This window comes from Acinetobacter sp. GG23 (assembly GCF_057766365.1).
Genome location: NZ_JBYMDJ010000010.1, coordinates 64,569 through 83,954, shown reverse-complemented (window position 1 = coordinate 83,954; position 19,386 = coordinate 64,569). Strand labels below are relative to the sequence as shown.

Annotated in this window: 18 protein-coding genes; 16 read left to right on the top strand and 2 right to left on the bottom strand. The window is 35.8% G+C overall.

The annotated features are described in order from the left end of the window. Nucleotides 1-11: 11 nt before the first annotated feature. Together AC3CAU_RS14900 and AC3CAU_RS14895 are read right to left on the bottom strand one after the other, a co-directional pair. Complete coding sequence (locus AC3CAU_RS14900) at nt 12-440, bottom strand: low molecular weight protein-tyrosine-phosphatase (RefSeq protein WP_447053852.1); 429 nt, start codon at nt 438-440, stop codon at nt 12-14. Continuing rightward, complete coding sequence (locus AC3CAU_RS14895; protein WP_447054351.1) at nt 440-1,498, bottom strand: polysaccharide biosynthesis/export family protein; 1,059 nt, start codon at nt 1,496-1,498, stop codon at nt 440-442. Before AC3CAU_RS14895 ends, AC3CAU_RS14900 begins: the two co-directional genes overlap by 1 nt. Before the next feature lie 342 nt (nt 1,499-1,840). Here AC3CAU_RS14895 and tviB point away from each other — a divergent pair, with 342 nt between their 5' ends. The 16 genes from tviB (at nt 1,841) to galE (ending at nt 19,357) form a co-directional block, all read left to right on the top strand. Next, nucleotides 1,841-3,118 (top strand): Vi polysaccharide biosynthesis UDP-N-acetylglucosamine C-6 dehydrogenase TviB, encoded by a 1,278-nt coding sequence (gene tviB, locus AC3CAU_RS14890; RefSeq protein ID WP_447053853.1) that lies wholly within the window; start codon nt 1,841-1,843, stop codon nt 3,116-3,118. Between the two features lie 28 nt (nt 3,119-3,146). Next, complete coding sequence (locus tag AC3CAU_RS14885; protein WP_447053854.1) at nt 3,147-4,172, top strand: NAD-dependent epimerase/dehydratase family protein; 1,026 nt, start codon at nt 3,147-3,149, stop codon at nt 4,170-4,172. A gap of 15 nt (nt 4,173-4,187) precedes the next feature. Continuing rightward, nucleotides 4,188-4,784 carry an acyltransferase gene (locus AC3CAU_RS14880; protein WP_447053855.1) on the top strand — a complete coding sequence of 199 codons (597 nt, stop codon included), beginning with the start codon at nt 4,188-4,190 and terminating at the stop codon, nt 4,782-4,784. Continuing rightward, nucleotides 4,777-6,012 carry an oligosaccharide flippase family protein gene (locus AC3CAU_RS14875; protein WP_447053856.1) on the top strand — a complete coding sequence of 412 codons (1,236 nt, stop codon included), beginning with the start codon at nt 4,777-4,779 and terminating at the stop codon, nt 6,010-6,012. Before AC3CAU_RS14880 ends, AC3CAU_RS14875 begins: the two co-directional genes overlap by 8 nt. Then, nucleotides 6,002-7,156, top strand: a complete 1,155-nt coding sequence (locus AC3CAU_RS14870) for an O-antigen ligase family protein (protein WP_447053857.1) — start codon at nt 6,002-6,004, stop codon at nt 7,154-7,156. Before AC3CAU_RS14875 ends, AC3CAU_RS14870 begins: the two co-directional genes overlap by 11 nt. Next, nucleotides 7,153-8,298 (top strand): glycosyltransferase, encoded by a 1,146-nt coding sequence (locus AC3CAU_RS14865; protein WP_447053858.1) that lies wholly within the window; start codon nt 7,153-7,155, stop codon nt 8,296-8,298. The genes AC3CAU_RS14870 and AC3CAU_RS14865 overlap by 4 nt, the downstream gene beginning before the upstream one ends. 31 nt (nt 8,299-8,329) lie before the next feature. Then, nucleotides 8,330-8,800 (top strand): acyltransferase, encoded by a 471-nt coding sequence (locus tag AC3CAU_RS14860; protein WP_447053859.1) that lies wholly within the window; start codon nt 8,330-8,332, stop codon nt 8,798-8,800. Then, the gene (locus AC3CAU_RS14855; RefSeq protein WP_447053860.1) at nt 8,797-10,026 is read left to right on the top strand and encodes a glycosyltransferase family 4 protein; all 1,230 of its coding nucleotides are present in this window, start codon (nt 8,797-8,799) and stop codon (nt 10,024-10,026) included. Before AC3CAU_RS14860 ends, AC3CAU_RS14855 begins: the two co-directional genes overlap by 4 nt. Next, the gene (locus tag AC3CAU_RS14850; protein ID WP_447053861.1) at nt 10,019-10,630 is read left to right on the top strand and encodes a sugar transferase; all 612 of its coding nucleotides are present in this window, start codon (nt 10,019-10,021) and stop codon (nt 10,628-10,630) included. Before AC3CAU_RS14855 ends, AC3CAU_RS14850 begins: the two co-directional genes overlap by 8 nt. Continuing rightward, nucleotides 10,623-11,279 carry a NeuD/PglB/VioB family sugar acetyltransferase gene (locus tag AC3CAU_RS14845; protein ID WP_447053862.1) on the top strand — a complete coding sequence of 219 codons (657 nt, stop codon included), beginning with the start codon at nt 10,623-10,625 and terminating at the stop codon, nt 11,277-11,279. Before AC3CAU_RS14850 ends, AC3CAU_RS14845 begins: the two co-directional genes overlap by 8 nt. Before the next feature lie 33 nt (nt 11,280-11,312). Next, a complete protein-coding gene (locus AC3CAU_RS14840; RefSeq protein ID WP_447053863.1) occupies nt 11,313-12,482 on the top strand; it encodes a DegT/DnrJ/EryC1/StrS family aminotransferase in 1,170 nt (389 codons plus the stop codon). 162 nt (nt 12,483-12,644) lie between these two features. Then, a complete protein-coding gene (locus AC3CAU_RS14835; RefSeq protein ID WP_447054352.1) occupies nt 12,645-14,510 on the top strand; it encodes a polysaccharide biosynthesis protein in 1,866 nt (621 codons plus the stop codon). A gap of 14 nt (nt 14,511-14,524) precedes the next feature. After that, complete coding sequence (gene galU, locus AC3CAU_RS14830; protein WP_447054353.1) at nt 14,525-15,400, top strand: UTP--glucose-1-phosphate uridylyltransferase GalU; 876 nt, start codon at nt 14,525-14,527, stop codon at nt 15,398-15,400. A gap of 15 nt (nt 15,401-15,415) precedes the next feature. Further along, complete coding sequence (locus AC3CAU_RS14825) at nt 15,416-16,672, top strand: nucleotide sugar dehydrogenase (protein WP_447053864.1); 1,257 nt, start codon at nt 15,416-15,418, stop codon at nt 16,670-16,672. Next, nucleotides 16,672-18,345: a glucose-6-phosphate isomerase gene (gene pgi, locus AC3CAU_RS14820; protein ID WP_447053866.1), complete on the top strand. Its 1,674-nt coding sequence runs from the start codon at nt 16,672-16,674 to the stop codon at nt 18,343-18,345. The genes AC3CAU_RS14825 and pgi overlap by 1 nt, the downstream gene beginning before the upstream one ends. Then, nucleotides 18,338-19,357, top strand: coding sequence for a UDP-glucose 4-epimerase GalE (gene galE / locus AC3CAU_RS14815; protein ID WP_447053867.1), 1,020 nt, complete (start codon nt 18,338-18,340; stop codon nt 19,355-19,357). Before pgi ends, galE begins: the two co-directional genes overlap by 8 nt. Nucleotides 19,358-19,386: the final 29 nt, after the last annotated feature.

The following is a 19,386-nucleotide window of genomic DNA, read 5'->3' as shown; positions in this document are numbered from 1 at the left end:
CTATCAAAAAGTTAAATATGTTGTGTCCAGTCGCTAATACAATCTTGTATTAACTGACAGGTTTCATTGAAGACCAATTGCTCATGCTGGTAAGGATCAGGCACATTTCTGCCTCGCCAATGTCCTAATCGGAAAGTTTTTCCTTTCGCAAAAGGCCAGGTCTGTTCTAAATGCTTTTGTTGATTTTGACTCATGACTAAAATTAAATCGGCTTTTTTAATCAGCTCGGTATCCAACTTTTGGGCAATATGAGGGCTCATATCGATACCTAAACGCTGCATACAAAGTATGGCTTTTTCATCCGCAGCATGACCGGTTAAACCGGAAATACCAGCCGATACGATATAAAGCTGCGGATATTGCTGTTTTAAGAAATATTCAGCCATTGGACTACGACAGATATTGCCTACGCAAACCACAAGAATATTCTGAATTTGCATTATTGCCCCAGGCGATCCAGATTATAAAGTGCATTTGAGAACGGAATAATCTGGTTCACGATACGCTGCCAACGCGCCAAGCCTGAAGCATCAACATAGACAATATCATTGCTGCGCATTTTGAACTTGTTGGCTAAACCAAAATCGGCAATGCTGGTTAAATCCAAGTGATAAACCTCTGTAGATGTATCGCCAGCATTGCTACGAACGACGTAAATTTTGCTGCGGCTGGCAGAGAGCGGATTTAAACCTAAACTTTCACCTAAAACATCACTCAGACTCATGCCTTGGTCACGTATAGGCAAGGACTGGTTTTTACCCGACTCACCCATCACATAAATTTTCTGGTTTTCACGTGAATTGACATATAGGGTATCATTCGGTTGTATTAATAAGTTATGTAAAGAAAGTCCGGCTTTTTCCAGTTCAATTGTATTGAGTTGATAAGTACGGCCTTGTCTGACCAAAGTAATAGAGGCATTGTCACCCTGTTGAGAGTTCACACCACCTGCCATACCTAAAGCGGTATACACACTGACAGGTTGATCGCTTAAGTAGAATTGTCCGCCTTTAGTGACATTACCTTGTACAGAAAAGCGTTGTCCTTGATAAGACAATACCCGCGCAATCACGTCTGGGGTTTTTAAATAACGGGAAAGCTGACTACGCAACTCCTGATTGACCTGAGTTAAAGACTTTCCTGCCGCCTTATAACGGCCAATCATGGGAAACTGGATATAGCCATTTTGGTCAATTTGATAGCCATTGGCCTGAACAGACTGTTCATTATTAATAGTTGTGGTGGGTGGGGTAATATCTGGATACGCCCATAAATAAATAGAAAGAACATCACCGGCACTGAGTTTATAATTTTTATGGGAAGCATTAAATAAATGTGCATAATCTTGGCGAAGATTAATTTCGGCAGGTTGTACCGCAAATAAAGATTCTTGAGTGAGTCTGATGACATTCACCTGAGTGCCTAAATCCGTTTGGTAAACTCCTTCACTTGGTAAATCATAAGTTTGTAAACCAGAAGTAACTGCACAACCTGTCATGGCACAACTTAAAACCAATAAAGCAGTATATTGAATTTTTCTCACTCTAAATCCTGTTTTAAAAATTATTAAAAACTTTAACTTAAGTTATTCTACCTTTCTAATTACGAAAAAAATATAACAAATTGTAAGCTGTTTACTGTTTATAAATATATGAAAGGTATTTAGTGAAAGTAGATAAATCTGTTATAAACTCAATAAAAACCTATCTTTTAAAAAATATTTACTCAGGCTTTTAATTGATTTTTATATAAATTAGCAACAGAAAATACTTGATTTTCTGATATAGTTCTTAGCGTTTTTATTCACCTCTTAGATTATATAAATAAGCAAGGCTCAAAAATGCTCACTTTGTCAGAACTCAAGATTGCCGTAATTGGTCTAGGATATGTCGGCTTACCTTTAGCAGTTGAATTTGGAAAAAAAATACCAGTCGTAGGTTTTGATATTCATCAAAAACGGATTGATGAGTTAAAAAGTGGTCAAGACCATACCTTAGAAGTATCACCAGAAGAATTAGTACAATCGGCTCATTTAACTTATTCAGCGAATTTGGATGATTTAAAAGACTGTAATTTCTTTATTGTAACTGTTCCAACCCCTATTGATGAGTTTAAACAGCCAGATTTAACGCCGCTTGTAAAAGCTTCAACCAGTATTGGCAAGGTGTTAAATAAAGGAGATGTAGTGGTTTATGAATCCACTGTATATCCGGGTGCAACCGAAGAAACCTGTATTCCGGTTTTAGAGCAAGTTTCAGGTTTGACTTTTAACCAGGACTTCTTTGCCGGTTATAGCCCGGAGCGTATTAACCCGGGTGATAAACTGCACCGTGTCACTAATATTTTAAAAATTACTTCGGGTTCTACCCCAGAAGTTGCTGACTTTGTGGACCAGGTTTATAACTTGGTGATTGAAGCAGGTACCCATAAAGCCTCAAGTATTAAAGTTGCTGAAGCAGCAAAGGTCATTGAAAACACCCAACGTGATGTAAATATTGCTTTAATTAATGAACTTGCCATTATTTTTAATAAAATGGGCATTGATACTGAAGCGGTATTACAAGCTGCCGGTACAAAATGGAATTTTTTACCGTTTCGTCCAGGTTTAGTGGGGGGGCATTGTATTGGTGTAGACCCGTACTACTTAACCCATAAAGCTCAAGCCATTGGATATCATCCTGAAATTATTCTGGCAGGTCGTCGTTTAAACGACTCTATGGGCGCTTATGTCGTGACTCAGCTTGTCAAAGGGATGATCAAGAAAAAAATTCAGGTTGAAGGTGCTAAAGTTTTGGTACTCGGCTTAAGTTTCAAAGAAAACTGTCCTGATATTCGTAATACTAAAATTATTGATATTGTGCATGAGCTTAAAGAATACCATATGGATGTAGATGTCTATGATCCATGGGTAGATGCAAGCGAGGCCGAGCACGAATATGCGATTACTCCTGTTCAGTCAGTAAAAGCAGACACTTATGATGCAGTGATTTTGGCAGTTGCACATAATCAATTTAAAGAAATGGGTGTAACTGAGATTCGTGCTTTAGGTAAAGCAAATCATGTTTTATATGACTTGAAATATGTACTTGAAACAGCTGAATCTGACATCCGTCTTTAATCATTAATAGCAATAGGTAATAAATAAGATGAGCCAATATCAAACTGTATGCGAGCAATTAAAACAGGCACCTAAAACTTGGTTAGTCACCGGTGTAGCAGGCTTTATTGGCTCCAACTTGTTAGAAACCTTGTTGAAGTTAGAGCAAAAAGTTGTAGGGTTAGATAACTTTGCAACAGGGCATCAATATAATCTGGATGAAGTTCAAGGTTTGGTTACACCTAAGCAGTGGGCGAATTTTAGTTTTATTGAAGGTGATATTCGTCATTTTGAAGACTGCCAAAAAGCATGTGCCAGTGTGGACTATGTCTTGCATGAAGCGGCTTTAGGTTCTGTGCCACGTTCTATTGCCGACCCGATTACTACCAATGCTACCAATATTTCTGGTTTTTTAAATATGTTGACGGCTGCGCGTGATGCGAAAGTATCTAGCTTTACCTATGCTGCCAGCAGTTCAACTTATGGCGACCATCCGGCATTGCCAAAAGTGGAAGAGCATATTGGTAATCCGCTTTCACCTTATGCAGTCACTAAATATGTAAATGAGCTATATGCCGAAGTATTCGCACGGACTTATGGCTTTAAAACTGTAGGTTTGCGTTACTTCAATGTATTTGGAAAACGCCAAGACCCGAATGGTGCATATGCAGCAGTGATTCCAAAATGGACCGCAGCGATGATTGCCGGTGATGATGTCTTTATTAATGGTGATGGCGAAACCAGTCGTGATTTCTGTTTTATTGAAAACACCGTGCAGGCAAACATTTTAGCTGCAACAGCAAATAATGAAGCTAAAAACCAGGTTTATAATGTGGCAGTAGGGGATCGTACAACACTGAATGATTTATTTAATGCCATTAAAGCTGCTTTGAATGAAAATAATGTGACATATACTAAGGAACCTGTATACCGTGAATTCAGAGCGGGTGATGTACGTCATTCCCAAGCAAATGTTGATAAAATTCAAAATTTATTAGGTTATCAAGCTATTTATAAAATTGATAAAGGTATTGATTTAGCAATGAATTGGTATAAAAAGAATCTATCTAATTAATATATTGATTTTAATATGAAAAAAATACTCTTAAGATTTATGCAGATTTATTGGCGATGGAAATTTTCTAAAAAAGCTATCATTGGTAAGAATGTTGTATTTGGTAGATTTTCTGATATTAAATTGTCAGCAGGTAGTAAAAAAGAAGATATTGTGATTGGAGATAATTCTAGAATATTTGGAGTTCTTCAAGGAGTAGGTGGAAAAATTATTATTGAAAAAGATGTACATATAGGGCCATTTTCAACTATAGGTGCTAAAAAATTAGTCCATATTAAAAAATTAGCTATGATTTCTACTAAAGTAGATATTATAGATAATAATAATCATCCAGTACATCCTGAGGATAGATTATTTATGAATATAAATGGTGGAAAACCAGAGCTAAAAACTTGGAAATATTCTGATAGTAATTCAATTATTATTGGAGAAAATACTTGGATTGGAAAAAATAGTTTAATATTGAAAGGAGTTGAGGTGGAAAGTAATAGTATTATTGCCGCAAACTCAGTAGTTACTAAAAATGTTCCAGAAAACTGTATAGTTGGTGGGAATCCTGCAAAAATTGTTAAAACTGATATATATAGTGTAAATAAGTACTTTAATGAATAATCTTTCAAAAATTTTATCATATAGCACATTAGGGACATTATGTGCTTTTCTTCTTCAATTAACATCAGTTAAAATTTTATCAATATATGATTATGGTATTATTGCTAAATGGTTAACTGATTTGGCATTTTTAAGTGTATTTTTTGTTTTTGGTTTAGATAATTCATTATTGTTTTTTTCTAAAAATAATAATGATAAATTTAACGAAAATTTTTATAGAAATATATTTTTCTTTAGTTTTATTTGCTTTCTTTTAATGATGCCTGCGATTTTTTTTAATAGCATATATTATATATCACTTGTCTTATCTTGTTATATTTTAGCAATAATACAAAGTTTTAATTCATTTAATCAATTAAATGAAAGATTTAGTAAATATGGTATTACTAATTTATCTAAAAATTTATTTATTTTTTTATTCTTTTTTTTAGTTTTTATTTTAAATTTTGAAATTAGTTATACTAATTATTTGATTTTTTATTTAATTTTATTGTTTTTTACATTGCTTTTTGTTTTTATTATAAACTACAAACCTAAAATTGAAAATTTTAAAAAAATAGAAATATTTGATAAATCTTATTTTATTTATGGGTCCAAAAGTATGTTAAATACATTTTTGGCTATTTTGTTGTATTCAGTAACTATCTATATATTAGATATATTTTTAGGTAAGGAAGAAGTAGGGTTGTTTTTTGCTGCAAGTGTTTTAGCTAAATTAGCTTGGGTAATACCAGACTCAGTTGGGAATTTACTTTATCCAAAATTTTTAAAAATAAATATAAAGTATTCAAAAGAAAAAGTAATGAAAGAAACATATTTTTATGCTCAATTGAATTTTTTATTAAATATTATTGCAATAGTGTTATTCTTTATTTTGGGTAAGTTATTTATAAATATTTTTTATGGAGTTGAGTATAAAGAAATATTTTATTTAGTCATTATTTTATTAATTGGCAACCAAGGTATGGTTTATTATAAGATTTTAGGACGATATTTTGCTGCTATAAATGAGTGGAGAATTCAAAGAGTAGCTTTAATTTTTTCTGTTATTTTTAATATAATTTTAAACTTAATACTGATACCTATTTTAGGCATTGTAGGTGCTGCTTTATCGACGGCTTTAGCTTTTTGGTTATGTGGTATTATTATGGCTTTACATTTACATGGCAGCTTCATAGGATTTATTAATTTGAAAATGTTATTTGGAAAGTTGTTAAATGATAAATAATCCTCTCAACTTTATATTAATATTTTTCTCGATATTCCTAGCTTTTGGTAAGATGGATCCTATTTTTTCTTTAGATAGTCCTGTTAAGAGTGTTGATATATTTTTTATAGTTTTTTGTGGATTATTTTTTTTATTAAGGTTTAACGATTTTTTGAAAGCTATTTTTTCAAAAAGTTTTTTATGTTTAATTTCTATATTTTTACTTTTTATTTTTGCTCAGATATTAAATGGTTATTCTGATTTAGTTAAACCTTTATTTAATTTTAAATTTTTATTATGTTCTATTTTCTTTGTATTGTTGGTGGAGTTTTTTAAAAAAAACCCCTATATGATTCATTATTGCCTGTTAGCATTCAGTATAAGTAGTTTTTTTTATTCAATCATTGTTCTTTTTATATCTCCTGATTTATATCAAATTATAAAAGGTCAGATGATAGTTTTAGATGAGAATCCGAATTCTACTAGTAGTAGGCTAGCTATAGCTTCAGTATATTTTATTTATTTTTTTATTCAAAACCCTTTGAATTGGAAAAAAACGAGATTTTTTTTAGCTGCTTGTTTACCTACTTTATTCGCTATGATTATTATGTCTGGATCAAGAGGTTCATTATTGGCAGCTTTATTAGGAAGTTATTTAGTATTTATATTTTCAGATATTAAGAAAATTAGTAAGTTAATTTTAACTTCTATAAGTATTTTTTGTTCATTTTTTCTTTTTCAATATTTATTATCATCTGATGATTTAGGAACACGTTGGGAAAAGGCTTTAGAAGGAGATACTGCTGGTCGAACAGATATTTGGGAGGCAGTTTTCTTAATAGTATTTGAAAAACCTATAGGAGTAGGAGAAACAGGATATTTAGAAAAAATTATTAATCTATATGGTATGTATATTGATACACATAATATATTTTTATATATTTTAGTTTGTGGTGGTTTTTTAAGCTTATTAATTTTCTTGTTTTTTTTGTCAAGTATTTTTTATAATTGCATTAAATGTTATTTAATAGATAAAGAAATATTACCATTAATTTTTTTATTAATTATGTTGTTTATTGCTGCAAAAACAGGTGGTGTAATAACATTCTTATTGTTTTGGTTTGTTTTAGCAATTGTAAGTAGTTATAGGAAAGTTGATGTATGAAAGAAAGTATTTTAATACAGGCCTGGGAAGTATATAGTTATAAAGGTGTATATTATATTGAATATACACATTTTATATATTTGGAAACCATATTAAAAAAATATAATAAGGTGTATTTAGTTAGTCCAATAAATATAATTGAATTTGAAGAAACTAAAAAACTATATAAATTATCTGATAACATTTCCATATTTGAGATTCCTGGATTTTCTAGCTATATTTCAGCCTATAAAAACTTTTTCTCCTATGTAAAAGTATACAAAAAAATTAAACATATCAATTTTGACACAGTTTATTCTAGATTTCCTAGTCCTTTTGGTTGGTTACAAAAAATCTATTTTAAAGGGAATAGAGTTGTTCATTATGTAGGGAATCCTATAGATACATTAATGAAAAACCCTAATCTTAATTTTTTAAATAAGATATTTAAGTCATTATTATTTTTACCTGAATATTTTTTATTTATATGGTCATGCTATGGGAAAAATGTTAAATGTTATTCTAATGGACATCATATTTCTAATAGAATTAAAAAATTTAATGTAAATATTAAACCGATGATTTCGACAACTTTAATGGAAAGTGATTTTTATAAAAAAGAAATAAAATCTAATGTTAAAGTTAATAAACTTATTTATGTTGGATATCTGAGAAAAGCAAAGGGTGTTGATGTAATTGTAGATGCATTTTCAATTTTGAAAAATAAATATCCTAATAAATATTCTTTGACTATTGTAGGTTCGGGTGAAGAGGAGTTTTTTTTAAAGAAAAAAAATGAAATATCTAATTTAGGTATCAATTTTTTAGGACATGTCGATAATAGAGATATATTAAATTCTATATTAAGAGACCATGATATATTTTGCTTTGCTAGTTTGTCAGAAGGCTCACCAAGAGTTATCTTAGAAGCTATAGCAAATGGTTTAAATGTAGTCACTACACCAGTGGGTTCTCTACCTTACATATTTAAAGACGAGGAAGAGTTATTATATTTTGATTATAATAATAAAGAGAAACTAGCTGAAAAGATTAATTATTTGGCTAATAATACTGATATTAAAAATAAATTACGTGAAAACTCTTTTATAAAAGTAAAAAGTTTTAAAATTGATAACTTTATTGGAGAGGTTTTCGATGCATAAAATATCAATTCTATATTCTTGGTTAATTCGAATGTTTACCAAGTTTCTACCTGATATACCATTATTTATGAAATTTCGAGGATTTTTATACTCATTAATGATGAAAAAATGTGGTAAGAACTTTCAAGTGTGTTCTACAGTATATATAAATTCATTGACTGGATTAGAAGTAGGTGAAAATGTTTATATGGCACATAATAGTGTACTTCTAGGTAAAGAAATTAATATTGATGATGAAGTTTTAATAGGTCCGAACAGTGTAATTGTTAGTGGCAATCATACGTATTTAAATGGTTCTTTTCGTTTTGGACCTTCATCGTCAAAACCTATTTTTATTCAAAAAGGTGTTTGGATTGGTGCAAACTGCACAATTTTAGCAGGATCAATTATACCTTGTTGTTCTATTATTGGGGCAGGTTCAGTTGTTTCAAAAAAATTTGAGCAGAATAGTTCTCTATATGCAGGTAATCCAGCTAAATTAATTAAGAAATTAAATATATGAAAATAATTTACTTACATCAATATTTTAATACCCCTACTATGTCAGGTGGTACACGCTCTTATGAAATGGCAAAACGTTTAGTGGCTGCTGGACATGAAGTACATATGATTACTTCTTGGGTTAAGGAAACTTCTCAAACGGATTGGTTTAATGAGGAGATAGATGGAATAAAGATACACTGGTTTCCTAATCCTTATAATAACAAAATGTCTTTTAAACAGCGTCTACAGGCATTCTTACGTTTTGCTTATGCTGCTATGCAAAAAGTATCTATCATTCCTGCTGACATAGTTTTTGCAACAAGTACACCTTTAACTATTGCTATACCTGGGGTTTTAGGTGCACGTAAGCAAAAAATTCCAATGATTTTTGAAGTTCGTGATTTATGGCCTGAAGTACCCATTGCTATGGGGATTTTAAAAAAGCCATATCAAATATTTTTGGCAAAAAAATTGGAAAAATGGGCATATAAAAATTCAGCACATGTAGTGGCTTTATCTCCCGGTATGAAAGAAGGAATAATTGCTATTGGTTATTCTGAAACTCAGGTTTCAGTTATTCCAAATAGTAGTGATAATGCCTTATTTGAGGTAGATTCTGAGGATTTTGAGAATTTTAAAGCTAGAAATCCTTGGTTGCCTAAAGGAAATGTGATCGTATATACAGGCACATTCGGTATGGTTAATGATGTTGGTGTCGCTGTCGATTTAGCTAAAGAATTAAAAAGACACCAATCAAATATTAGTATTTTATTGATAGGAGATGGGCTTGAGTACGATAAAGTTTATCAAAGAGCTGTAGATGAAAATGTATTAGATCAAACTTTATATATTCGTAAACAAGTGCCTAAAACTGAAATACCTTATTTTTTAAAGTATGCTGCTATGGCCTCTAGTTTTGCTATAGATCTTCCAGCTATTCAGGCTAACTCTGCAAATAAATTCTTTGATGCTCTTGCTGCATCAAAACCAATATTAATTAATTATGGTGGTTGGCAAAAAGATATTATTGATAAAAATCAATGTGGTATTGTGGCTTGGAAAAAACCAATCAAAGAGATTGTTGATGAACTAGAAGTTTTTTTAAATAATAAAGAAAGATATGATCAGGCATGTAAGAATGCTAAGAATCTTGCTTTAAATGAGTTTTCACGCGATCACTTAGCAAAAAAATTAGAAGCTATTTTAATAAATAGTATGAAAGATCGAGGTAATTATAATGATTAAACGTTTACTCGATATTATAATCGCGACTACAGCTTTAATTTTATTGTCACCTTTATATGCTTTTGTCGCTTACAAAGTGAAAAAAAACTTGGGTTCACCTGTACTGTTTCGCCAGATTCGTCCAGGTTTGCATGGCAAACCGTTTGAAATGATTAAATTCCGTACCATGAAAGATGCGGTGGATGCTCAAGGTAATCCTTTACCGGATAGTGAGCGTTTGACAGCATTTGGTAAAATGTTGCGTTCAACCAGTTTGGATGAAATGCCTGAACTGTGGAATGTGATTAAAGGCGATATGAGTATTGTTGGCCCGCGTCCATTATTGACAGAATATTTACCTTTATATAATCAAGAACAGGCAAAACGTCATAATGTGCGTCCGGGTATGACGGGTCATGCACAAGTCAATGGACGTAATGCGATTAGCTGGGAAGAAAAGTTTAAGCTGGATACCTGGTATGTTGAAAATCAGTCGACACTGCTTGATTTTAAAATCATGTTTAAAACGGTACATAAAGTTTTAGCAAAAGATGATATCAGTGCCGAGGGTGAAGCCACCATGACCAAATTTAATGGCACAAAAACGGATAAAATCCATGATTGAAGTCTATGCCATTTATGGTGCTTCTGGATGTGGCCGAAGCTTGATGCCGATCGCACGTCAACAATTACAACGTCAGAATATAGATGCCACAATTTATTTTATTGATGACAGTCTGGTCGAAGAAATTCAGATTAATGGTCACACGGCATTAAGTTATACAGCGTTTAAAAGCTTAAAGGCTGAGAAAAAGTTGGTTTTGATTGCGATTGCCAATAGTCAGGTTCGGGAAAAGTTAGCCAATAAATTACAGCAAGATCAGATGACGCTGTGGTCGGTTCAGGCCGACAATGTCGTGCTGATGGATGAAATAGCAATTGCCTCAGGTGCTGCTTTAAGTCCCTTTGTAACGCTAACTTCAAATATCAAAGTTGGTAAATGTTTCCATGCCAATTTATATAGTTATGTAGAGCATGACTGTGTGATTGGAGACTATGTCACCTTCGCTCCCGGGGTAAAATGTAACGGTAATATTCATATTGAAGACCATGCGTATATTGGTACGGGTGCCGTGATTAAACAAGGAACCCCCGATAAACCATTAGTGATTGGTAAGGGGGCGGTTGTGGGTATGGGGGCTGTGGTCACTAAAAGTGTACCTGCAGGGGTAACTGTTGTCGGAAATCCTGCACGAATTTTAGAGAAAAAATAATTTTTTAAACTTTTTAAAATCTAGGAATAGGTAATGTTAAATACTGCATTTGAACCATGGCCAAGCTTTAGTCAAGAAGAAGCCAATGCCGTATCGCAAGTCTTGCTTTCCAATAAAGTCAATTACTGGACAGGACAGGAATGCCGTGAGTTCGAAAAAGAATTTGCACAGTTTGCGGGAACTCAATATGCAGTAGCACTTGCCAACGGTACAGTTGCTTTAGATGTTGCACTTAAAGCCTTAGGCATTGGTGTAGGGGATGAGGTGATTGTCACATCCCGTACTTTTTTAGCTTCTGCCAGTTCAATTGTGACAGCGGGTGCAAATCCAATCTTTGCCGATGTCGAACTGGATTCACAAAATATCTCGCGTCGAACTATTGAAGCGGTCATTACTCCCAATACCAAAGCCATTATTTGCGTGCATTTGGCAGGTTGGATGTGTGATATGGATCCGATCATGCAACTGGCGCAGGAAAAAGGGATTTATGTGATTGAAGACTGTGCTCAAGCGCATGGTGCACAATATAAAGGCAAGCCGGCAGGTTCAATTGGTCATATTGCTGCTTGGTCATTCTGTCAGGACAAGATCATGAGCACAGGTGGTGAAGGTGGAATGGTCACCACCAATGACGAATTACTTTGGAAAAAAATGTGGTCCTATAAAGACCATGGCAAAAACTTTGACAGCATTTATAACAAGCAGCACCCACCAGGCTTTCGCTGGTTACATGACTCATTTGGTACCAACTGGCGCATGATGGAAATGCAGGCAGTCATTGGACGAATTCAACTGAAAAAAATGGCAGAGTGGACGCAGAAACGTAATGCAAATATGGAAAAGATTTTAGCTGTATTTGAAAACAGTCCATATTTTACCGTACATCGCCCATCTGTAAATTATGTACATGCAGCATATAAATGTTATGTACAGGTCAATATTGAAGCCTTACCTGAAGGTTGGTCACGTGACCGGATCATGAATGAAATTGCAGCTTTAGGTGTGCCGTGTTTTAGTGGTTCATGTTCGGAAGTTTATTTAGAGCATGCTTTTGATGGTACGCCTTGGCGTCCAGTTGAAAGACTTGTAAATGCTAAAACATTAGGTGAAACCAGCTTAATGTTTTTAGTTCACCCGACCTTAAGTCAGGAAAGTATGCATAAAACGGTAACGGTAACTCAGCAAGTCATTAATCAGCTTTAACATTTTATACATGGATATGGAGAGTAAAAATATATACTCTCCATATCATGTAAAAAATTAATTAAATGCTTGGGAATCTGGATAAACAAAAGCTTATCTAAGAAGCTTATCTAAGCTAACTATCTAATAGAATTGAAAAGAAGCCTTTGCCCCGTGAAATCAATGATTGTTCCATTTGCTACCGCACCGAGACACTTAAAACAAAGTTTTCTTATTGTTTTAGATTTCGTGATCTTTCCTATACTTATCTGGCTCTGCTATGCCATTCGTCAATTTAACCTCGGTACAGAAGTTATTCCCAATCTGGCTTTTGGTACTTTATGGGTCAGTTTTTTAGCAGTTTTAGCTTTATGGATTTGCGGTATTTACCGCTTTATTGTTCGCACATTTAATGAAGCATTTATTGCCAAATTGGCAATGGCTACAGTGCTGACAGTCATTGGTTTATATGGCATGGCATATTTTACGCATGCATTTATTCCTACATCTATTCCCATGATGTTCGGTTTTATGATGTTTGCCTGGATCTGGCTGAGTCGCGGTTTAATTCGGGCCCTTGTAAAGTCTTACCTGCAGTCCGATATCCCACGTAAACGTGTAGCTATTTACGGTGCAGGTTATGCTGGGCAGCAGGTTGCTGCTACGCTCCATCGCTCTAATGAACATTTTCCGGTATTTTTCATTGATGATGATATTTCTTTATCAAGTCAAATGATTGGAGGGTTACGGGTTTATCCTCCTTCCCATGCTTTAAATTTATTTGCCAAACATCAGGTAGATGAAATACTCATCGCTCTACCTTCAGTGGGCCGTATCCGTAAAAATGAAATTGTTAAATTTTTGGAACCTGCACATCTTAAAATTACCGAAATTCCAGGCTTAACCAAGCTGGTCGATGGCGAAATCCGTATTTCAGATATTCAAGAAATTGACATTATTGATTTATTAGGACGCGATCCGGTGCCGCCTATTCCTGAACTTTTAGCAAAAAATATTCAGAATAAGGTGGTCATGGTGACAGGTGCAGGGGGTTCAATTGGTTCTGAACTTTGTCGTCAAATTATTAAAAATCAGCCTAAAAAATTAGTAATTTATGAACTGACAGAATTTGCGCTGTACAGTATTGATAAAGAATTAAATTTACGCTCTGAAATTGAAATTATTCCTATTTTGGGCACGGTGCTAGATCAGGCAAAATTAGAAAGAATCATTGAACAATATCAAGTACAAACTGTTTATCATGCCGCTGCTTATAAACATGTCCCTTTAGTTGAATGTAATCCACTTGCGGGACTCAAAAATAACTCGATTGGTACAGCCTTTAGCTTAAATGCGGCTGTAAAGAAAGGTGTAGAAACCTTTGTCCTGATTTCAACCGATAAAGCCGTGCGTCCCACCAATGTTATGGGCGCATCAAAACGTATGGCTGAATTGTATTGTCAAGCTATGGCTGTGGCACAAAATCAGACTCAGGTCAGTATTGTACGTTTTGGTAATGTTCTGGGTTCATCCGGTTCGGTTGTTCCTTTATTTAAGCAACAAATTGCTAAAGGCGGCCCCATCACGGTGACCCATCCGGATGTAACCCGATATTTTATGACTATTCCAGAGGCTTCACAGCTGGTGATTCAGGCGGGTGCTTTGGGGCAGGGCGGTGATGTATTTTTGTTGGATATGGGAGAACCGGTTCGTATTCAGGACTTGGCCCGCCAAATGATTGCCTTGAGTGGTCTAAAAGTGCGTGAAACAGGTTCTCAAAATGGTGATATTGAAATTCAGTATTCCGGTTTGCGTCCAGGTGAAAAACTATACGAAGAGTTACTCATTGATCACGAAGATACTGAAATTACGCAACATACTCGTATTTTAAGATCTTTTGAAAAACATTATCCTTTAGATGAGTTAATTGAAATTTTTGAAAAAATTAATACACTTACCGCTATTGATGACGATATAAATTGGGCATTAACACAATTAGAGCATTATGTTGATGGCTATCATCGCGGTAAAGAAATTAAAGTAAATTAAAGTTAGGTATGATGATGATCAAAAAAGCCATTCTCCCGGTTGCAGGTCTAGGTACTCGTTTCTTGCCTGCCAGTAAATCCATTCCCAAAGAAATGGTGACAGTGATTGATCGTCCTGCGATCGAATATGTAGTACGTGAAGCAGTAGCGGCCGGCATTGAACAAATTGTTCTGGTCACTCATTCGTCCAAGTCTTCAATTGAAAATTATTTTGACCGTAATTTCGAGCTGGAAACAATACTCGAGCATAAAAAAAAATTTGATTTGCTCAAAGAAATTACTGAAATTTTACCTCCGCATGTCAGTGTGGTGAGTGTACGTCAGCCACAGCCCTTAGGCCTGGGGCATGCAGTATTATGTGCTAAATCCGTGATTGGCAATGAACCCTTTGCTGTTTTATTGCCAGATGTATTGGTCAAAGATCATGATCCAGTCAATGATCTAAGTCTGATGATTCAACGTTTCAATGCGTCACAAGCTGCACAAATTATGGTGGAAGCAGTGCCTGATCATTTGGTTAATCAATATGGCATTGTCGATGTTAAACATTCACCGAATGAAGGTGAAAGCATGGTAATGCAGGGCATTGTTGAAAAACCGGCAGTGGGTACGGCACCGTCCAATCTATCTGTCGTGGGTCGCTATGTTTTACCTGCAAAAATTATGCAGCTGCTTGAAAATACGCCGAAAGGTGCCGGTAATGAAATCCAGTTGACCGATGCGATCGCAGCGTTGCAAAAAACCGAATTGGTTGAAGCTTATCGTATGAAAGGTCAGACTTTTGATTGTGGCAGCAAGCTCGGCTATCTCAAAGCGGTGTTGCATTATGGGGTTGAGCATCCGCAACTCGGTACAGATTTTAAACTCCTGATCCAAGAACTCTCACTTTAAAAAAAGAACACGATTATGAAGGTCTCAGTATTCGGAAAAACATTATATGCCGGTGTGATGGCCGCCTTATTGGCTGAATGTGGACATCAAGTATATTGGTGCGATAGCTGTCCAGATTTGCGCCAGCAGGCCCATTACTTTCAAGATGAATCGGTTAATCATCTATTAGAAAAACAAGTCCGCAGCGGATTTTTAAAATTTTGTGAATTTATTGATCTGCCCTTAGATGTCGATGCTTATTTATTCAGTTTTAGCCCGACCGAAGAACAGGCAGGATTAGAGCTTTTAGCGCAATTACAACAGCGTGCGATTATTCATCCAAAGTTAATGATCAATGCCTCTACTTTGGGACTCCACAGCACAGAGAAATTCCAGCAGATTCTGCCTCAAGATGAATGGGTCTATTTGCCGGATACCGTACAGGAAGGCAATGCTTTGGTCAGTTTGACTCAAGCGAAACAGCTGATTGTCGGTTTAACCCAAGATGCTGCCCGCTTAAAAATTAAGGAATTAATGCGTCCTTTATTTCCTCTAGAGCAAAACTATTTATTTATGCCAATTTTGGATGCTGAATTTACCAAGCTGAGTATTTCCGGCATGTTGGCCACACGTATTAGCTATATTAATGATCTGGCCATTGTCGCAGAAAAATTAGGCATCGATATTGAGCATGTGCGTCAGGGAATGGGGGCAGATAGTCGCATTGGCCTGTCGTATTTAAGTCCGGGTTCCGGTTTTGGTGGCGAAAATTTCTCGCATGATATTTTGACTTTATCTCATACCGTGTCTGGGAGCGGGGTAAAGAGTCAGCTTTTGGCGCAAGTGTGGGAAATTAATCAGCAACAAAAAGAGCTGTTGTTCAGAAAATTATGGAATTATTTCCAAGGTGATCTAAAAGGCAAAACTGTTGCTATTTGGGGCGCATCGTTTAAAGAAAATACTTCACGGATTCAGCAATCTCCAATCCATATTATGCTGGAAGCCTTATGGGCACAAGGTGTGATGGTTCAGCTGCATGACCCACAAGCATTGGCTGAAATAGAAGCCTTGTATGGGCAGCGGGATGATCTGATCTTATGTAATGATCAGTATAAAGCGGTGCAAAATGCACATGCATTGTGTTTATTAACTGCCTGGAAACAATATTGGAGTCCAGACTACAGAAAATTATTGCATACCATGCAGCATCCATTAATTTTAGATGGGCGTAATATTTTTGATCCGGCTTATGTAAAGGCACAAGGCTTTGCTTATATGGGAGTAGGACGCTAATGACTCAGCCAATTCAGTCTTTTGCTCTTAATGAAGAGCAGCCTATTTTGACGACGCTTGAACATTTAAAACAACAATTTCAGAAACTACATTTAAATAACCTGTTTGCACAAGATGAGCAGCGTTTCGAAAAATTCTCAGTCGTATTTGAACAGCTTGTAGTCGATTTTAGTAAGCATCGTATTGATCAAAGTGTACTAGAGCATTTGATTGAGTTTGCTGAAACCCAAAACTTAGGGCAATGGATTAAGAAACTTTTTTCCGAGCAGCACATTAATTACACTGAACAGCGCGCAGCTATGCATTGGGCGCTGCGTCTGCCTGAAAATGATCAAGTACATTCACAACTTTCAGCTCAGGTGCATGATCAATTACAACGCATGTTTAGCCTGGTGGAAAAAATCCATGCTGGACAATGTCGTGGTGCAACCGGTGAAGTGATTCAGGATGTGGTGAATATTGGGGTCGGTGGATCAGATTTGGGCCCCCTGATGGTGTCCCAGGCTTTATCTGACTTTAAGCAGGCGACTGTAAAATCACTGGATGTCCATTTTGTTTCAACGATTGATGGCAGTCAGTTGTCCGAACTCTTGCACAAGCTGCGTCCAGAAACGACTTTATTTATTATTTCTTCCAAGTCCTTCGGCACCATCGATACCTTATCGAATGCACAAACCGCGCGTTTATGGCTCGAAAAAGCCTTTGGTCAACATAGTCAGATGCTGAAACATCATTTTGTCGGTGTTTCGACCAAACCTGAAAAAATGACCGAATGGGGAATTGCCGAGGAAAATCAGTTTCTACTGTGGGATTGGGTCGGTGGTCGTTATTCTCTCTGGTCCTGTATTGGCTTGCCAATCGCTTTAACCATTGGTGTAGAGGGTTTTAAGCAGTTGCTTGCCGGTGCGCATGCTCTTGATCAACATTTCCAAACAGCACCTTTAAATCAGAATATTCCGGTACTGATGGGCTTGCTTGGCGTTTGGAATAACAACTTTCTTGATATTCAAACCCATGCAGTATTGCCTTATGATGGCCGCCTGAAATACTTTGCCTCTTACCTGCAGCAGCTGGAAATGGAATCGAATGGTAAGTCGATTCAGCGCAATGGTGAAAAAGTACAATTAGATACCTGCCCGATTGTCTGGGGTGAAGTGGGGCCGAATGCCCAGCATGCCTTTTATCAATTGTTACATCAAGGTACACAGGCAGTAAGTTGTGACTTTATTGCTCCGGTGCAACGTTATAATTCCAATCAGTTTACCTATGCAGAAAATGCAGAAGCATTGGTAGAGCAGCACCATTTAGCATTATCGAATTGCTTGGCGCAGTCGCGTTTATTGGCATTTGGTAATCAGGCACTTGATCAAGATGAATTAGAAAATTTAGCGCGATATAAGCAATATTCGGGTAATCAACCGAGCACGACCATTTTATTGCAAGAATTAAATCCCTATAGTTTAGGTATGCTGATTGCCATGTATGAGCATAAGGTATTTGTGCAGTCTGTACTTTGGAATATCAATCCATTCGATCAATGGGGCGTTGAAAAAGGCAAAGAAATTGCCAATCAGCTGTTGCCGATTTTAAATGGAGATGTAGAAGATATTTCGAGTTTAGATGCCTCTACTCAAGGGTTAATTCAGATATTACTAGGGAAATCAGATGGCTAAAATTTTAGTAACAGGTGGGGCAGGTTATATTGGTTCGCATACCTGTGTTGAACTGTTAAATTCAGGACATGAAGTTGTGGTTCTGGATAATCTTTGCAATAGTTCAGAAGAGTCTCTTAACCGTGTGCAACAGTTGACCGGTAAAACCTTAGCCTTTGTTGAAGGTGATATTCGGGATGCACAAGTTCTGGATCAAGTCTTTCAGCAATATCCGGTTGATGCAGTGATTCATTTTGCCGGTTTGAAAGCGGTGGGCGAAAGTCAGCAAATTCCATTGACCTATTTTGATAATAACATTGCAGGTTCCATTAGCCTGGTTAGAGCAATGGAACGCGCAGAAATTTTTAATTTGGTTTTTAGCTCATCTGCAACCGTTTATGATGAAGCAAATACATCTCCGCTAAATGAAGAGATGCCAACAGGTATGCCAAGTAATAACTATGGCTACACCAAACTGATTGTTGAACAACTCTTGCAAAAATTATCAATTGCAGATGAACGTTGGTCGATTGCGCTACTTCGCTATTTTAATCCGGTCGGTGCACATAAAAGTGGACGTATTGGTGAAGATCCACAAGGGATTCCCAATAATTTGATGCCTTATGTGACTCAGGTGGCTGTAGGGCGTCGAGAAAAACTCTCTATTTTTGGTCAGGACTATGACACTGTTGATGGTACAGGCGTGCGTGACTATATTCATGTGGTTGATTTGGCTAATGCGCATTTATGTGCCTTGAATAACCGTTTAAATGCGCAAGGTTGTCGTGCCTGGAATATTGGTACCGGCAATGGTTCATCTGTGCTTCAAGTTAAAAATACCTTTGAAAAAGTGAACGGTATAGCGGTTGCATTTGAATTTGCTCCACGACGTGAAGGGGATGTGGCAACCTCTTTTGCGGATAATGCACGTGCAGTGTCAGAGCTGGGTTGGACACCACAATATGCTTTAGAAGATATGTTAGCAGATAGCTGGAACTGGCAAAAACAAAATCCGAATGGTTATCAAAACTAAGTAATCTAAAAAAATGGGAGCGTATAGGC

Excerpts from the sequence above, each read along its gene's own strand:
- AC3CAU_RS14900 (WP_447053852.1), bottom strand. The coding sequence starts at position 440 with ATGCAAATTCAGAATATTCTTGTGGTTTGCGTAGGCAATATCTGTCGT.
- AC3CAU_RS14895 (WP_447054351.1), bottom strand. The coding sequence starts at position 1,498 with ATGACAGGTTGTGCAGTTACTTCTGGTTTACAAACTTATGATTTACCA.
- tviB (WP_447053853.1), top strand. The coding sequence starts at position 1,841 with ATGCTCACTTTGTCAGAACTCAAGATTGCCGTAATTGGTCTAGGATAT.
- AC3CAU_RS14885 (WP_447053854.1), top strand. The coding sequence starts at position 3,147 with ATGAGCCAATATCAAACTGTATGCGAGCAATTAAAACAGGCACCTAAA.
- AC3CAU_RS14880 (WP_447053855.1), top strand. The coding sequence starts at position 4,188 with ATGAAAAAAATACTCTTAAGATTTATGCAGATTTATTGGCGATGGAAA.
- AC3CAU_RS14875 (WP_447053856.1), top strand. The coding sequence starts at position 4,777 with ATGAATAATCTTTCAAAAATTTTATCATATAGCACATTAGGGACATTA.
- AC3CAU_RS14870 (WP_447053857.1), top strand. The coding sequence starts at position 6,002 with ATGATAAATAATCCTCTCAACTTTATATTAATATTTTTCTCGATATTC.
- AC3CAU_RS14865 (WP_447053858.1), top strand. The coding sequence starts at position 7,153 with ATGAAAGAAAGTATTTTAATACAGGCCTGGGAAGTATATAGTTATAAA.
- AC3CAU_RS14860 (WP_447053859.1), top strand. The coding sequence starts at position 8,330 with ATGTTTACCAAGTTTCTACCTGATATACCATTATTTATGAAATTTCGA.
- AC3CAU_RS14855 (WP_447053860.1), top strand. The coding sequence starts at position 8,797 with ATGAAAATAATTTACTTACATCAATATTTTAATACCCCTACTATGTCA.
- AC3CAU_RS14850 (WP_447053861.1), top strand. The coding sequence starts at position 10,019 with ATGATTAAACGTTTACTCGATATTATAATCGCGACTACAGCTTTAATT.
- AC3CAU_RS14845 (WP_447053862.1), top strand. The coding sequence starts at position 10,623 with ATGATTGAAGTCTATGCCATTTATGGTGCTTCTGGATGTGGCCGAAGC.
- AC3CAU_RS14840 (WP_447053863.1), top strand. The coding sequence starts at position 11,313 with ATGTTAAATACTGCATTTGAACCATGGCCAAGCTTTAGTCAAGAAGAA.
- AC3CAU_RS14835 (WP_447054352.1), top strand. The coding sequence starts at position 12,645 with ATGATTGTTCCATTTGCTACCGCACCGAGACACTTAAAACAAAGTTTT.
- galU (WP_447054353.1), top strand. The coding sequence starts at position 14,525 with ATGATCAAAAAAGCCATTCTCCCGGTTGCAGGTCTAGGTACTCGTTTC.
- AC3CAU_RS14825 (WP_447053864.1), top strand. The coding sequence starts at position 15,416 with ATGAAGGTCTCAGTATTCGGAAAAACATTATATGCCGGTGTGATGGCC.
- pgi (WP_447053866.1), top strand. The coding sequence starts at position 16,672 with ATGACTCAGCCAATTCAGTCTTTTGCTCTTAATGAAGAGCAGCCTATT.
- galE (WP_447053867.1), top strand. The coding sequence starts at position 18,338 with ATGGCTAAAATTTTAGTAACAGGTGGGGCAGGTTATATTGGTTCGCAT.